Here is a 15,333-nt window from a genome sequence, read left to right on the forward strand (position 1 = left end):
AGCTACCGCCGGAGCTCGAAGCTGGTCGCGCCGATTTTGACGGGGGTGTTCAGTGGCACGGGGGTCGGCACCGCGAGGCGATTGCCAGCGAGGAAGGTTCCGTTGGTGGAGTCGAGGTCCTGGATCATCCACTCGTCATGCCAGAGCATCAGGCGAGCGTGATGGGTGGACGTGTAGTCGTCACGGATGACGAGGCTGGAGTCGCCCGACCGGCCGATGGTGATCGATTCACCGGTCAACGGGAACTCGGTGCCGGCCTTCGGGCCTGACGTGATCACCAGGCGGGTCGCGTTCCTGGCGTTCGCGTTCTCCGGAGCGCCGCCGGCGGCCGGGCTCGGCCGGGCCGTGAACTGCTCCGTCTTCGCCGAGGCCGAGGCTGCCGGGACGGGGGGCTGGGTGAGGGAGACGGGCGCGGCACTCGGGAACGGGGCGGGCGGGGCGGTCGCGGCATCCGGCTGCATCTTGCGGGCCCGCTGGCCGAACAGGTCGCTGCGCAGGGCGTAGACGATGCCGAAGATGAAGAGCCACAGCAACAGCAGGAAGCCGAGGCGCAGCACGAGCAGGGTGAGTTCACTGACGCTCATGCGGAGGGCCCCCAGAATCCGCCCATGTCATGGCGGTCGCGGTCGCGGGCGGCATCACTGCGACGCTCGCTGACGGGTTCGCCGGCCGAGGCCTGGGCGATCACCCGGAAGATGATGCGGGTTCGCCCGATCGTGACGACGGAGTCGGGTTCGAGGATGGCCTGCGAGACGGGCGACCCGTTGAGCTGGGACCCGTTGGTGGAACCGAGGTCGCGCACCTGTGCACGGGTGCCGTCCCAGAGGATCTCGACGTGGCGGCGGGAGGTGCCCGAGTCGTCGACCGTGATGTCGGCGTCACTGCCGCGACCGATCACCGTGTGGGATTGGGTCAGGGGGTAGCGCTTGCCGTTGACCTCGACCACCGGGATCCAGGCCACGCCGCCCTTGACCGTGCTGGAGTCGATCTGCACCATGCCCTCGCTGAGGCCGCGGTCGTCGGACAGGCTGATCGAGACGCCGCCGGCGAACTGGTAGCGCTGCTCACGGCCGTGCTGCTGCACCAGGCCGGTGAGTTCGTCGATGAGCGTCTGGCCGAGGGCGGACATGCGCTGGAAGTCGGCGTGGCTCATGCGGACCGTGAAGCGATTGGGCGCGAGGATGCGGTCGCGGGACACGACAGCGGCCTTCGTGTCGAGTTCGCGGCGCAGCGCCGAGGTGATTTCCACCGGCTGCAGGCCCGACTTGAAGGTTTTGGCGAAAGCACCGTTGACGGCGCGCTCAAGGCCCTTTTCAAAACTATCCAGAATGCCCACAGGTCTCCCGATCCGATCCTTTCGGCTATGAGCATGTTACTTGTCTCAAGTGTTAACTCACCTGCCCGGCAACTGACGGCAGGAGTTGTCATCCTACGGGAGCGATCCTGTCTCGCCTTATCTCGGCCTGATCGCTCCCCTCCGGAAGTGGTGCCATCTCGGCTTCATCGTCTCCGTTTCCGGACCGGTTTCACGGCTCACGGCTCTCGAATGGCGAAGTGGTCCCGGAAATGCTAATCTTCAAAAGTTCGCGCGAGTGGCGGAATTGGCAGACGCGCTGGCTTCAGGTGCCAGTGTTCGAAAGGACGTGGGGGTTCAAGTCCCCCCTCGCGCACACAGGGTTGAAAGACCCCGGTCGGACAAGAAAGGCCCCCGAGCAATCGGGGGCCTTTCGTCGTTTCTGGAGTCCGTGGCGCTCAATCAGGTGGTGTGCGACGGCCGGTGCCGACGTCGCGGCCGGGGCGCCGGTGACGCGGGTGATCAGGTCGAGGCCGTTGCCGGCGCCCTGCTTCCAGGTGAGGAGTCGTGGCCGCGGATGGCCCGGGCTCGTCCCGCGCCGCCCGTGGCACTTGAGACTGGTGTTGCCCGTGGGACCACCAGGGTGGCGTGCGGCGGCGATAACGCGGCGCCCGCAACTTCGCCGAGCCGTGAGTACCGCCCCTCCGCCGGCGCGAAAAGGGGGCGATACTCACGGCTCGGCGAAGAAAAGGAAGGAGACGAGGAGGAAGAGGAAGAAGAAGGCGGCTGAGTCGGGGGTACGACGGGCTTACGCGGTGCCTGTTCGGATGAAGGGACCGGCTGCGCCCGTCAGACAGATCGAGCACCCAAAGAGTAGAAGATGATTCTCTCCACAGGCCTGTGGACAACTCTGTGTAGAAAATGTGAAAACAGCCGTCTGTGTGTTGTCCTGACTGGGATTCCACTTGTGGATAACTCCGCACCCACGCTGTGAAAAGTGGCATTTACAGGCCGGTGGAGTGAACACCGAAGGGCGAGGAGATGAATCCGAAAAATCGAATTAAGGTTCGGATTGCGGCGCGTCGCTCGCCGTCAACGGAGCTCCGTCAGGTAAGTGGCGAACCCGGCGCGGCGCATGGCGGCAATGATCGGTTCCGTGCCGCCGGGTTCGGCGATGGCGATCATGGCGCCGCCACCCCCGCCGCCGGTCAGTTTCGCCCCGAGGGCTCCGGCGCGGCGGGCGATGGCCACGAGCTGCTCGATCTCCGGGCTCGACACCTGCAGGGCGTTCAATAGACCCTGGTTGATGTTCATCAACTCGCCCAGTTCGGCGATGTCTCCATGCCGCAGCGCGTCCACCCCGGCCAGGACCAATGCGTCGATCTGGGCGAAGATCGAGTCGTAGCGTGCCGGGTTCTTCTGCCAGGCGGTGCGCACCAGGCTGACGGTCTGCGAGGTGAGGGCGTGCACCCCGGACAGCCCGATCGCGACCGGGATCGGATAGGGCGTGACGATATCGTGGATCTCGTGCCCGCCGGCGGCATCCGTCTTTCGGAACAGGACCGGGCGGCCGAAGGTGGCGACGGTGTTGTCGATGCCCGACGGGGTGCCGTGCACGATCCGCTCGCACTCGAAGGCCAGGTTCGACACCTCGGCGTCGCTGAGCCGCAGGTCGAAGCGGCTGGCCACCGCGCGGATGACGGCCACGGCGAAGGCGGCGGACGCTCCCAGGCCGCTCGCCCGCGGCAGGTCGGAGAAGACCTCGACGCGGAGGCCCGCGGCGGGCACGCCGAGGCGCCCGGTGATCAGGGCAGCGACCCGGTGCGAGATATCCTCCCGGATCGGTTCGCGTAAGGACCCGTCCACGCTCCAGTCAGCGATCACCGGCTCAGCCGACGACGTCGTCCGGGTGGCCTCGGCCCGCACGGACAGGCCGATCGGCGCCGCGATGGCATGGTGGCCGTAGACCACGGAATGTTCGCCCAGCAGGATGATCTTGCCGTACCCGACGTGGGCATCGGGTCCCGGGGCGCCGGGGGCGACCGGAGGCTGCGCCGCGACGAGGACGGATGCCGCGGGGCGCGGCGCCGTCACGGCGGCGGGAGTCTCGGCTTCGGAGGTGCCCTCGGTCGCGGCGGCATTCTCGGCCACGGCGGAAGCCGCGGCGCCGTCGAGGGCCTGCATGATCTGCCGGGCCTTCCAGACCTTGATCTCGCCGTCGGCGATGAGTTTCTCGACCACCTCGTCGAACCTGGCTCCCTGGGCGCCGGCCGCGGCCGCCACGGCCCGCGCGTGCAGCCGCATGTGGCCGTGCTGGATGCCTCTGGTGGACAGCGCCTTGAGCGCAGCCAGGTTCTGCGCCAGGCCGACGGCCGCCATCACCTCGGCCAGTTCCCGGGCGGAGGACACGCCGAGGATGGTGCGCGCGAGCCGCACCGCGGGGTTCGACTCGACCTGGCCGCCGACCGTTCCCACCTTCAGGGGCATGGTCAGCTCGCCGACCAGCTCGCCGTGCTCGTTGACGCTCCAGTCGGTCAGCGGCGCGTAGCGCATGCCCCGCGCGGCATACGCGTGCGCGGCAGCCTCGATCGCCCGCCAGTCGTTGCCCGTGGCGAGGGCGACGGCGTCGACCCCGTTCATGATGCCCTTGTTGTGCGTGGTCGCCCGGTACGGGTCCATCGCGGCGAATTCATTCGCCAGAACGATGCCGTCGCGCACCTGCTCGCCGATGAATTCCCCGGTCGCCAGCAGCGCGTGCGGAATCACGGCCCGCGCACGCACCAGGGCGCGATCCGTGAGGTTGGAGAGAATGCGCAGGAAGACGCGCCCGCCGGTGATCTCCTCGATCAACGGCGCGAGCGCCTCGCACATCGAGTTGACGAGGTTCGCGCCCATCGCATCCCGGGTGTCCACGCTGAGATGCACGACCAGCAGCTCGCCGTTCTGCGCGGTCTCCCCGCGCAGGAACACCTCGACGCCGCGCGCGCCGCCGCCGCGGGCCGCCATGTTCGGATGCCCGCTGTCGGCCAGGGCGATGATCTCCCGGCTGCGGGCGAGTACGGCCAGGCGGGCGCCCTCGGGATCGTCGACGTCGACGACCTGGATCTGACCGATCAGCAGCGACTCGTCCGCGACGCTGGTGAACCCGCCGGCCTGGCGCACCAGCAGGGCCGTGGAACTCACCGCGGCGACGATGGACGGTTCCTCGACCACCATCGGCACCAGGTAGTCGCGCTCGTTGACGCGGAAGTTCAAGCCGAGTCCCATCGGCAGGGAGAACACTCCGATCACGTTCTCGATCAGACGGTCGGCGGTCTCCACGTCGAGGGAGGAGTCGCCGTCTCGGAGCGCGGCGTGATCGGCGTCGCTGAGGACACCGCGGTCGTGGAGCACCTGCAGGCGTTCGGGGACGGATAAACGATAGAACTTAGGGATGCGCGAGTCGCTCATTCGAGGGAACCTTCCTGCAGACCGGGGGCGGAGAAACCGAGAGGGACGACCGTGGCACCGGCGGCTTCGAGTGCCGCGGAGAGACGTTCGGTGGGTTCGCCGCTGAGGCTGAATGCCAGGCCGACGTCACCGCCGCCGGCTCCCGAGGTCTTGAAGACGCCGCCCTCCCGGTGCGCGAAGGCCTGCAGCTCGAGGTGGCGCTCCGTCACGATGCCCGCCCCGGCGTGGGCGTCGAGCAGGGCGAGTGCCGCGAAATAGTCGGCGGCCAGGCCGAGGAAACCGGCGGGATCGGCCAGGGCCGTCTCCGCTCGTGCGGCCAGGCCCGCCAGACGGGACAGGTCTGCTGCGTACCCCGCGGCATCCGTGGCGGCGTACTCGGCGACGCGGCCGACCAGCCGGGTGGTCAGGGACCCCTCGCCGGTGACGACGGCCATCAGGCTCAGTCCCGCCGGCCAGCGCAGCCGCACGGGGTCGGCGCCCGGGGTGTAGCCGATCAGTCCGCCGTAGACGCTCGCGGCGACGTCGCCGCCGCTGCCGGTGCCGTTCTGCGCGCTCCGGTGCGCCGCGTGGGCGAGCCGGAAGAGCTCCTCGCTTCCGAGGTCGAGCCCGGCGGACCGGGCCAGGGCGGCGGTCAGCGCGACGGCCACGGCGGCGCTCGACCCCAGGCCGAGCTTGTGGCCGCCCCGGGAGAACGCGGTGCTGTCGATCGAGATCCGCAGCGGGCGGACCGGCCGGGGCGCCCGGGCCAGGACGGTTTCGCGCACGGCGTCGAACAGGGTGAGCCGGGCGCGCAGCCGCGGATCGAGGCCCGCGGGCAGGGCGCCATCCGTGTTCAGGGTTAGGTTCTCGATGCCGATGCCGATGCCGAGGCCGGCGGCGGTCAGCTGCCAGGCGCCGGATGCCGGGTCGTTGAGGTCGTCGATGTCGTCGATCGACACCAGGACGCGTCGGTCGACGGCCGTCAACAGGGCCGGCGCACCCTCGAGCACGGCGTACTCGCCGAGCAGGAAAAGCTTGCCGGGCGCGGATGTTCGGATCGTCACGAGCTCACTCCAGCCGGTACGCGCCCGGGCCGAGCGTGCTCATCCGTACCTCGTGCACCCCGGGGACGGCCGCCAGCGCCTGCCGCACCTCTTCGGCGTCACCGGGCAGGCAGAGCACCTTGACCTGCGGCCCGGCGTCGATGGTGAAGTAGGCGGGCACGCCGCCGGAGCGCAGTTCGCGCACGGCATGCATGGCCGCCACCGTAGCGGCGTTCCAGTAGATCAGCGCGGGGCGGGTCGACAGCATCAGCGCGTGCAGCTTGAGGCAGTTGTACTCGGTGAGTTCCCCGAGCCGGGTGAAGTCGCGCGCGGCGATCGCGGCCCGCATCTCGGCGAGGTCGCCGTCGGCCGAGTCGAGCCAGGCCGGATAGAAGGGCGAGGTGGCCGCGCTCTCGACCATGCCGATCGTGGAGTTGATCGACTTCTCGCCGCGCTCGGTGATGGCCACGGCCACCGCGAGCGGCCAGGCGGACCGGCCCTGCAGCTCCTCGGCGTACGAGTCCGACCCGTCGGACGCGGTGCCGGCGTGCATCTCGGCGAAACCGCCGAAGATCGACCTGGCCGCCGAACCGGAGCCGTGGCGCGCGAGGATGGACAGCTCCCGGGCGGGCAGGGCGAGGCCGGCGGCGCCCGTGGCGGCCACGACGAGGGCGGCGAACCCGGATGCCGACGAGGCCAGGCCTGCTCCCGTCGGGAAGTTGTTCGTTGAGGAGACGACGGCGTGCTGTCCGCCGGCGGGGTGACCGGCGCTGGCGGCATACCCGCGCACCAGATCGAGCACGCGACGGACGCGGGTGGCGTCGCTGCGGCATCCGTCGAGCCAGAGCTCGTCGTCGGTGAGATCGCTGCGGAAGGTCACCCGGGTGTCGGTATAGAGGGCGTCGAGGGTGACCGAGATCGAGCCGACGGCGGGGGTGTTCAAGGTGGCGTCGCGCTTGCCCCAGTACTTGACCAGCGCGATATTGCTGTGCGCACGGGCCGCGGCGGTGGCGCCACCATTGATGAGTTGATCCACAGTGGTGCTCCGATCGAATTCCCTCGATTTTAGCGTGCCTGACCGGGGCCGCAGATCGATGTTCAGCCGCTATTCGCACAGCACATCTCAAACCGCTCCCTTCATAATGTAAGGGTGCGTTTTATGCCCGGTGTGGGTGAACGAGCACGCGAGCCGCGAAGTGGAACCTCTTGACGCCTGGAATTAGTGGATTCTCTCTGTTTGTCCCGCCGTACCGTGTGCAGTTGGAGGACTGGTGCGAGTGGAACGATCAACCCTGGAACAAGGTGCAGAACGTCGTCGGCCGCAGTTTCCGCATGCGCGGCCCCGGTCAAAGCGTGTACACGCTCGCCGCCAACGCCGTGTGGCGACTGATCCGGGACTACGACATCGACCCGACCCAGGTCGGTTTCCTGGCGCTGGGCACCGAATCCAGCAGTGACAACTCGGCCGGGGCCGTCATTGTCAAGGGCATGGTCAACGATGCCCTCAGCGCCCACGGCCTGCCGCAGCTGGCCCGGGACTGCGAGGTGCCCGAGTTCAAGCAGGCGTGCCTGGCCGGCGTCTACGGCGTCAAGGCCGCGCTGCGCTACCTGGCGACGGATGGCGCGGACCGCCAGGCGATCGTCGTCTCCGCCGACATCGCAGAGTACGCCCGCGGCGGCAGCGGCGAGCCCACCCAGGGCGCCGGCGCGGTTGCCATGCTCCTGGAGTCCGCTCCCCGCCTGCTGGAAGTGAATCTGGCCGGGTCCGGCAGCGACTCCGACTACCGCGTGGCGGACTTCCGCAAGCCGTTCGCACGTTTTCGGGGCCAGCCGCCCCGCGACGACGGGCAGATGCAGGACCTTCCCGTGTTTAACGGCCGCTACTCGACCAGCTGCTACATCGATGCCACCCATCACGCCATGGCGGCCGTGCTGCGCAAGCGCCCGGGGCGTGCCCTCGACTACTTCGACGTGGTCGAACGCGTGTTCATGCACCGCCCGTACCACCAGATGCCCGCGACCGGCTGGGTGATGGCCTACCTGTTCGCGCTGGCGGCCGACGAGGAATCGGGCCGGGACCAGCTGCGCGCCCACTGCGCCGACGCCGGCATCGACGCGGAGCTCCTGCTCGCCGAACTGTGTGCCCCCTCCCCGTTCCACGGCAACGGGGCGGAGATCGGCGAAATCACCGGCGACGTCTTCCCGCTGTCGCGCCGCCTGCGCCAGCACCTGCGCAGCACCGAACTCTGGGGCACCCTGGTGCGCGACAAGCTCGGCCTCGGCTCCGAAGCCATGCGCGACCTGGGCAACCTGTACACGGCGGCTCTGCCGGCGTGGCTCGCATCCGGCCTGCAGCAGGCCCTGGCCGACGGCCTCGAGCTCTCCGGCCAGGAGTGGCTGGCCCTGGGCTACGGCAGCGGTGACGCCGCGGAGGCGCTGCCGATGCGGGTCGTGCCGGGCTGGCAGGATGCGGCGGCCCGGATCAACTTCGAGAGCGCGCTGGACGACCCGATCGACCTCACCGAGGCGCAGTACATCGCCCTGCACGAGGGACGCCTGGGTGAGTTCGTCGCCGCTGAACCCAGCGACGTGTTCGTCGTCGACCACCTCGGCACGTCCAACGGGCCCGACTTCTACGACCAGGGCATCGAGTACTACCGCTACGTCCCACCCACTGCCTGAGAGCTCCCCGCTGCCCGAGAGTCCCCGAGCGCCCGAACCAATTCGACGGAGAACTTGCTCTAAAAAACGGTATTTCGGCCAAAACGAAGTGATTTGGGCAGAATCTCCGTCGAATTGGTGAACTCTGCACGCCGGACGAGCACGCCGGGCGAGCACGCCGGGCAGGCGGCGGCCGGATGCGGCGGGGGCAGTGTCAGAGGCTCTGGTGACACTGGGCGCATGACACCCTCGGTCCCCACCATCGACGACATCCTCGGTCACGTCATCCACGCGGAGCGTGAGCGCGCCACGGGAGTCAAACGACGACGGATCGACCTGGTCGAGTCACTCCTGCGCGAATGTCTGGAGACCGACGGCGAGAGGATCCTGGTCGAGCCGGATCGGGTGTTGCTCGCCGCGGAGCGGCAGTTCGAGCCGGACGGGGCCTTCACCAGGACGATGCACGCGGAGGACCTGCTCTTCGTGCTTCCCCTGTTTCTCACCTCGCCGTGGTTGCGTCCGAATCACCTGGAACAGCGCGTGCAGCTCGACCTGGCCGAGATTCTGGCCACGGCGGTGATGCGCAGCGGGCTGGTACCCAGGGAGGGGCGGCAATGCATCCTCATGGACATCCGCGGTGCGATCGACCGCGGCCGATGGGAACTCAACCGAGCTAAACGGGAGAGGCAACGGATGCGTCGGGCGGCTCAGGAAACCGCGATGGCCGAGCGGCGGGCCGCCCTAGTGGAATCGCTGAGGCCGCGCCAAAGATAGTCCTGCGGACCGTGCACGTTGCGAGTAGGTTCAGGTCATGAAACCACGAACCCGACTCCTATCCAGCGTGATCACCGTCGTCCTCGCCGCTTCGGGCGTGGGTGCTGCCGGCGACCTCCCGGCCACTGCCGCGCCCACGGCCCCGGTCAGCAAATACGTCGCCCTCGGCGACTCCTACGCGGCCGGGCAAGGCGGCGGCGGCTACCTGGACGGCTGCCTGCAGAGCCCGAACGGCTACCCGGCGCTGCTGGACGCGGTCAAGGGCATCAACCTGCTGCGCAACGTGAGCTGCAGCTCGGCGAAGACCACCGACGTCACTGCCACGCAGCTCTCCGCCCTGAACCGGGGAACCACCCTGGTGACACTGACCGTGGGCGGCAATGACCTGAACGTCGCCGGGATCGCGGCCGTCTGCGTCTCGGCGGACGCAATGACCTGCTCGAATGCCATCACCACTGCCGGCAGCCTCCTGGGTGCGCTCGCCGCTTCGCTGGCAGACACCTACGCCCAGATCGACGCGGCGGCACCCAAGGCCCACACGATCGTCACCGGCTACCCGTACCTGTTCGAACCATCCACGACAGACCCGCTGATCAACCAACTCAACGGTGCAACATTGCTGCTGAACCAAAACATTCAGGGCGCTGTCGCCCAGGCCCAGGCCGCGGGCGCGGACATCGAGTACGTCGATGTCGCCCAGGCCTTCTCCGGCCACGGGATCGGGAGCACGGACCCCTGGATCCAAATGGCCGGCCCGGATGCCTTCCACCCCACCCCCGCCGGCTATCTGGCCTACTCTGACGCCATCCGGGCGGCCCTGTAGCGTGACTGCCGCGCCTGACCCGTCGGGCCCCACTAACGAATTCGACGGAGATTTTGACGAAAACTGACCCGTATCGCTTGAAACTGGCCGTTTAGAGCAAAATCTCCGTCGAATTGGTTGGGACCCGGGGCGGAGGGACCGGGGGCGGAGGGACCGGGGGTGGAGGGACCTGGGGCGGCAGGGCGGGGACGAAGAACCGGGGACGAAGAACGGCCCCGGACAACGTGCGTCGGGGGCCGTTCCTCGTCGCGGCGAACCGCGGTGACCGGGAGCTAGTCGATCGCGTCGAAGAAATCGGCCTCGTGGGCGATCGTCGGGATCGAGGACGTGATGACGGTGCCGTCGGAACGGCGGCCACCCTCGATCGCCGCCGCTGCCGGCTGGCCCGGGTCGCGTGAGCCCTGGTGCGCGAGCGGAACCGTGACCGGCTGGCCCTCCCGAACGTGCACGGGAACGCCGCGTACGGCCAGCTTGGCCTCGTCGCCGTCTTCGACGGTGATCTCGACCTCGGTCTGGCGCACGTCGATGCGCACCCGGGTGCCCTTGAGCGTGATCCGGAAGCTGAGCCCCTCCCAGTCCACGGGCAGCCGCGGGTCGAGGGTGATGCGGCCGTTGTGGTCGCGCATCCCGCCGAAGCCGTAGACCAGCGCGCTCCACACTCCGCCGGCGGAGGCCACGTGCACGCCGTCCGCGGCGTTGTGGTGCAGGTCCGCCAGGTCCACGAACAGCCCGGAGGTGAAGTACTTCAGGGCGAGCTCGTGGTAGCCGACCTCGGCTGCGATGATCGACTGCACGACGTCGGAGAGGGTCGAGTCGCCGGTGGTGATCGGGTCGTAGTAGTCGAAGTCGGCGCGTTTCTGCTCGGCCGTGAACTGGTCACCCTGCAGCAGCAGGGCGAGCACGACATCCGCCTGCTTGAGCACCTGGAAGCGGTAGATCACCAGCGGGTGATAGTGCAGCAGCAGCGGCCGGTGAGCCGCCGGGGTCTTCGAGAGGTCCCAGCGTTCCTTCTCCAGGAACTGGGCGTCCTGCGGGTGGATGCCGAGGGTCTCGTCGAACGGGATGTGCATCGCCTCGGCGGCGAACGCCCATTCCGCGACCTCGGCCAGGTCCAGGCCGAGCCTGGCGACCATGGAGTTGTACGACTCCACATCGATGTAGCGCAGCCGCCGCACCGCCGTCACCGCGGTGCGCAGGTTCGAGCGCGCCATGATATTCGTGTACAGGTTGTCGTTGACGACGGTCGTGTACTCGTCGGGCCCGGTGACGCCGTGGATGTGGAAGACATCCTTGCCGTTGCCGCGCCAGAAGCCGAGGTCGGCCCACATGCGCGCGGTCTCCACCAGGATGTCGATGGCTTCGCGGGCGAGGAAGTCCTCGTCGCCGGTGGCCGCCACGTACTGGCTGAGCGCATAGGAGATGTCGGCGTCGATGTGGTACTGCGCGGTGCCGGCCGCGTAGTACGCGGAGGACTCGAGGCCGTTGATCGTGCGCCACGGGAACAAGGCGCCGAGCTGGTTCAGCTCCGTGGCGCGGGCCCGGGCGTGGTCAAGCATCGAGTGGCGGAACCGGAGCGCGCTGCGGGCGGCGTTCGGCGACGTGTACGTCAGGAACGGCACGACATAGACCTCGGTGTCCCAGAAGTAGTGCCCGCCGTAGCCGGAGCCGGAGACGCCCTTGGCGGACACGCCCTGGCCGTCTGCGCGCATCGATGCCTGGGCCAGCTGGAACAGGTTCCAGCGGGTGGCCTGCTGCAGCGCGGGCTGACCGTGCACGACGACATCCGTGCGCGCCCAGAAATCGGCGAGCCACTCGCGCTGCTGGGTGAGGAACACGGCGGTGCCCTCTTCGCGGGCCCGGTCGAGGGTGCGGTCGCACCGGTCGGCGAGCTCGTGCGTGGGCACGCCGGTGGAGGTGTGGTAGCTGAGCGTCTTGGTGATGCGGATGGTCTTGCCCTGCTTGGCCTTGACCCGGTAGACGTGCTTGGCGAGGTCGTCGTCGATGTGGGAGTCCACGTCGTACTCGTTCACGGTCTCGATCACGTGGTCGGCGGCGCAGGCGATCGTCATGCCCGAGTTCGTGCAGCGGAAGCCGAGGACGTAGCGGCCGTCGGATGCGCGCTTGAACCGGGGCATGAGCACCCGGTCGGTGAAGGACTCCGCCTTGCGCGGGTCGAACTTCTTGTCGGAGATCAGCTTCGACGCGTCGTACTCGCTGGCACCGTCCTGACGGTTCAGGATCTGGCTGGAGATGACGACGGATGCGTCGGCGTCGAGCATCGTGACCTCGTATTCGAGGATCGCGAGGTGGCGCTCCGTGAACGAGACCAGGCGCCGGGACCGGATCGACACGCGCTTGCCGGAGGGCGTGCGCCACTCCAGCTCGCGGGAGAGCACGCCGTCGGCGAAGTCCAGGCGGCGCTCGTAGCTGAGCAGGTCGGCGTTGGTGAGCACGAGCGGCTCGTCGTCGACGTAGATGCGGATGATCTTGGCATCCGGTGCGTTCACGATGGTCTGGCCGACGCGGGCGAAGCCGAACGCCTCCTCCGCGTGGCGGATGGGCCAGGTTTCGTGGAACCCGTTGATGAAGGTGCCGTGGGCGTGGGCGTCGCGGCCCTCATCCACGTTGCCGCGCAGGCCGAGGTAGCCGTTGCCGACGGCGAAGAGGGTCTCGGTGCGGCCCATGTCGGACCCGGAGAAATTCTTCTCCACCAGGGCCCATTCGTCGACGGGGAACCGGTTGCGGTCCAGGGGATCGGGGTTCAGGTTCATTCGCCGGCCTCCGTGGGGTGGGACGTGTTCGAGTGCACGGGGGAAGCGTCGGGCAGGAGGTCGTGGAGGTCGGGTACGACGACGTCGGCGCCGGCCTCCAGGAGGGTCTGCGCCCCGACGCCGCGGTCGACGCCGAGCACCAGGCCGAAGTTGCCAGCCCGGCCGGCCTGGATGCCGGAGTGCGCATCCTCGACCACGACGCACTCGGCGGCGGTGAGCCCGAGCAGCTTGGCGCCCAGTTCGTAGGTGTCCGGGGCCGGCTTGCCGGCGAGGCCGCGTTCGGCGGACAGCAGACCGTCGACGAGGATCTCGAAGCGGCCCCGGATGCCGGCGGCGGCGAGGGTCTTCTCCCCGTTCCGGGAGCTGGTGACGACGGCCACGGCGAGGCCGGCGGACACGACGTAGTCGAGGAACTCGATCGATCCGGGGTACGGGGTGACTCCGTCTTCGGCGAGCGTCTCGCTGAACGCCTCGTTCTTGCGGTTGCCGAGGCCGCAGACGGTGTTCAGTTCGGGGGCATCCGTCGGATCCCCGTCGGGCAGGGTGATCCCGCGGGAGGAAAGCAGGGAGCGCACGCCGTCATAGCGGGGCTTGCCGTCGATGTAGCGGAAGTAGTCGGCGTCGCTGTAGGCGGGGCTCACGCCCTGCTCCTCGAGGAACGGGGTGAACAGTCGCGACCACGCGGCCATGTGAACGTCGGCGGTGGGCGTGAGCACTCCGTCGAGGTCGAACAGAACGCCGCGCAGGGTCAGGAGGCGGTCGCGCGTTTCGGCGCACGACAGAGAATATTGCGTGGATGTCATGGGGAGCCTTGCTGGGTAGGTGCCAAAGTGGGGGGGGGGGGTGATCGAATCGGTCAGTAGGTCACGATCTCGATCGGGGTGGATCGTCATCATGGGCGCCAATGGCGGGGGAACGCAATTGACGACGATGCGGCCGGCTGGCGGGCAGCATGCGCCTGAATACATCATCGATCCTAAGCCCCCGGCCTGAGTGCCCGGCTTATCCGGCGAAGATGGCGTCGATCGGCCCGCTACGATTACTCAAATGATCCGCTCCGACCGGCGCGCGAACCGGCGCTTCACCCGCTCGTTCGGTCTCGTCGTCGTGGTGCTGGTGGTGCTGGTGGCGGGCCTCGCGGCAGCCGGTGCGGCGGTGAACTTCGCCCAGGCGCCCCGGCTCGCCTCCGTCGAGATCGACCTCGACCGGTCCATCGTGCACGCCGGATCCCGGCTGAGCCTCACGGCGAACCAGCCGCTCGCCGAGATCGAGGCCGGCCAGGTGTCCGTGACCCCGAAGACGGCGGTCTCGACCTCGGTGTCGGGCGCCGAACTCACGGTGCGGTTCACCGGCATCCTTCGCTACAACACCGAGTACACCGTCACGGTCACGGATGTCGCGGGGTCGGCCCGGAACGCCGCTGCCACGCTGGACTACCGGTTCACGACCCCCGATCCCGGCCTCTACGCCCTGCAGCGCGACGACCGGGTGGGGGAGGACGGGGCGAAGCTGCCGGACACCGTTCGGCGCACCACCCTGCGCGGCCGCGGCGACGGTGAGGTCGTGTTCAGCGCCCCGCGCATCCAGCAGTATGTCGCGCTGGACTCCCATCTCGCCGCCGTCACCCTGGACGACGCGGCCGCGGCCGCGATCGAGGTGGTCTCGTTCGCGGGCGGCGAGACGATCGGGGAGACGGTGCGGCTGCCCCTGCCCTCGGCTGGCACGGTCGAGAACCTGCAGGCGTCGCCCTCCAGGCACCTCATCGCCTACACCTTCACCAGCGGCCCGGCCGCAGAAGGGCGCCGTCATCAGAAGACGCCCTTCATCTACGACCTGACCGCGGAGTCCGGACTCCCGGAGGAGGTCGCCGGCGCCGACGGGCCGGCGGTGGAGGCGATGGACCTGGCGTTCGTGCCGGACACCGCCTCGCTGGTCGTGCACGACTCCGGCCACAGCCTGTTCCTGGTCGACGTGCTCGGTGACGGCGCGCTGGAGCCCCTGGGCGTGCACGCCGAGATGCGCGGCTTCGTTCCCGGCTCCCGGGCGCTGATCCTGGCCGATCCCGAGCGGGGCTCGACCCTCGACCTCGCCGACGGCGAGGTGACGCCCTTCGAGCTGGCGCCCAGCCCGCTCGACGAGGCCGCGTACCCCGGCAAACTCATCCTGCTGAACGAGCAGGGGCGGTACGCGCGGCTGTACCTGCAGGAGAGCACGGGAATCAACGACCTCATCTCCCTGATCGCCGTCACCGACGATGACGGTTCGAACGTGGTCTTCACGCCCGCGTCGGAGTCCTCCCGTGTGCGCGACGTCTGCGCCTCCCCGAACGGCCAGTACCTCGCGGTCGAAACGATTGCGGGCAGCGGACGGGCCGACGCCTACCGGCAGGTGCCCGCGTTCTCCGGCATGAGCACCACATTCGTCGACCTGGCCACCGGCACCAGCACGCGCAGCGTGTCCGGCTTCATGCCGGACTGGTGCACCGGATGAGGCCCGGTCGCTTCTGACCCGTGGACTCCGGCAGAGGCTCGCGCGGAG

11 protein-coding genes and 1 tRNA gene are annotated in these 15,333 nt (G+C 68.9%); 5 read left to right on the plus strand and 7 right to left on the minus strand.

Annotated features, from left to right (window positions below):
* Nucleotides 1-2: 2 nt before the first annotated feature.
* Together E3T37_RS01970 and E3T37_RS01975 are read right to left on the minus strand one after the other, a co-directional pair.
* On the minus strand, nt 3-584 hold the full coding sequence (locus tag E3T37_RS01970) for an FHA domain-containing protein (RefSeq protein WP_134365176.1): 582 nt from the start codon (nt 582-584) through the stop codon (nt 3-5).
* Nucleotides 581-1,336 (minus strand): DUF3662 and FHA domain-containing protein, encoded by a 756-nt coding sequence (locus E3T37_RS01975; RefSeq protein WP_134365177.1) that lies wholly within the window; start codon nt 1,334-1,336, stop codon nt 581-583. Before E3T37_RS01975 ends, E3T37_RS01970 begins: the two co-directional genes overlap by 4 nt.
* A 250-nt stretch (nt 1,337-1,586) precedes the next feature.
* Here E3T37_RS01975 and E3T37_RS01980 point away from each other — a divergent pair.
* A tRNA-Leu gene (locus E3T37_RS01980) sits at nt 1,587-1,670 on the plus strand.
* Between the two features lie 716 nt (nt 1,671-2,386).
* Here the strand turns inward: E3T37_RS01980 and E3T37_RS01985 are convergent.
* Genes E3T37_RS01985 through mvaD form a run of 3 tightly spaced genes read right to left on the minus strand, consistent with a single transcriptional unit; the run spans nt 2,387 to nt 6,802 of the window.
* On the minus strand, nt 2,387-4,744 hold the full coding sequence (locus E3T37_RS01985; protein WP_134365178.1) for a hydroxymethylglutaryl-CoA reductase, degradative: 2,358 nt from the start codon (nt 4,742-4,744) through the stop codon (nt 2,387-2,389).
* Nucleotides 4,741-5,787, minus strand: a complete 1,047-nt coding sequence (locus tag E3T37_RS01990; RefSeq protein WP_134365179.1) for a mevalonate kinase — start codon at nt 5,785-5,787, stop codon at nt 4,741-4,743. The genes E3T37_RS01985 and E3T37_RS01990 overlap by 4 nt, the downstream gene beginning before the upstream one ends.
* Nucleotides 5,788-5,791: 4 nt before the next feature.
* Nucleotides 5,792-6,802, minus strand: coding sequence for a diphosphomevalonate decarboxylase (gene mvaD, locus E3T37_RS01995; protein WP_198415943.1), 1,011 nt, complete (start codon nt 6,800-6,802; stop codon nt 5,792-5,794).
* A 170-nt stretch (nt 6,803-6,972) separates the two neighbouring features.
* On the opposite strand from mvaD, the gene E3T37_RS02000 reads away from it, so the two are divergent.
* The 3 genes from E3T37_RS02000 (at nt 6,973) to E3T37_RS02010 (ending at nt 10,024) form a co-directional block, all read left to right on the plus strand.
* Nucleotides 6,973-8,448: a hydroxymethylglutaryl-CoA synthase gene (locus E3T37_RS02000; RefSeq protein WP_134365180.1), complete on the plus strand. Its 1,476-nt coding sequence runs from the start codon at nt 6,973-6,975 to the stop codon at nt 8,446-8,448.
* A gap of 219 nt (nt 8,449-8,667) precedes the next feature.
* A complete protein-coding gene (locus tag E3T37_RS02005) occupies nt 8,668-9,201 on the plus strand; it encodes a hypothetical protein (protein WP_134365181.1) in 534 nt (177 codons plus the stop codon).
* A 37-nt stretch (nt 9,202-9,238) separates the two neighbouring features.
* The gene (locus tag E3T37_RS02010; protein ID WP_134365182.1) at nt 9,239-10,024 is read left to right on the plus strand and encodes an SGNH/GDSL hydrolase family protein; all 786 of its coding nucleotides are present in this window, start codon (nt 9,239-9,241) and stop codon (nt 10,022-10,024) included.
* Nucleotides 10,025-10,296: 272 nt separating this feature from the next.
* Here E3T37_RS02010 and E3T37_RS02015 read toward each other — a convergent pair whose 3' ends face one another.
* Nucleotides 10,297-12,795, minus strand: coding sequence for a glycoside hydrolase family 65 protein (locus E3T37_RS02015; RefSeq protein ID WP_134365183.1), 2,499 nt, complete (start codon nt 12,793-12,795; stop codon nt 10,297-10,299).
* The gene (locus E3T37_RS02020; RefSeq protein ID WP_134365184.1) at nt 12,792-13,598 is read right to left on the minus strand and encodes an HAD family phosphatase; all 807 of its coding nucleotides are present in this window, start codon (nt 13,596-13,598) and stop codon (nt 12,792-12,794) included. Before E3T37_RS02020 ends, E3T37_RS02015 begins: the two co-directional genes overlap by 4 nt.
* A 244-nt stretch (nt 13,599-13,842) precedes the next feature.
* Here E3T37_RS02020 and E3T37_RS02025 point away from each other — a divergent pair, with 244 nt between their 5' ends.
* Entirely contained in the window at nt 13,843-15,285 is a 1,443-nt protein-coding gene (locus E3T37_RS02025) for an Ig-like domain-containing protein (RefSeq protein ID WP_134365185.1), read from the plus strand.
* The last annotated feature ends 48 nt before the right edge of the window (nt 15,286-15,333 follow it).

This window comes from Cryobacterium sp. TMT2-10, from assembly GCF_004403075.1.
Taxonomy (GTDB): Bacteria; Actinomycetota; Actinomycetes; order Actinomycetales; family Microbacteriaceae; genus Cryobacterium; species Cryobacterium shii.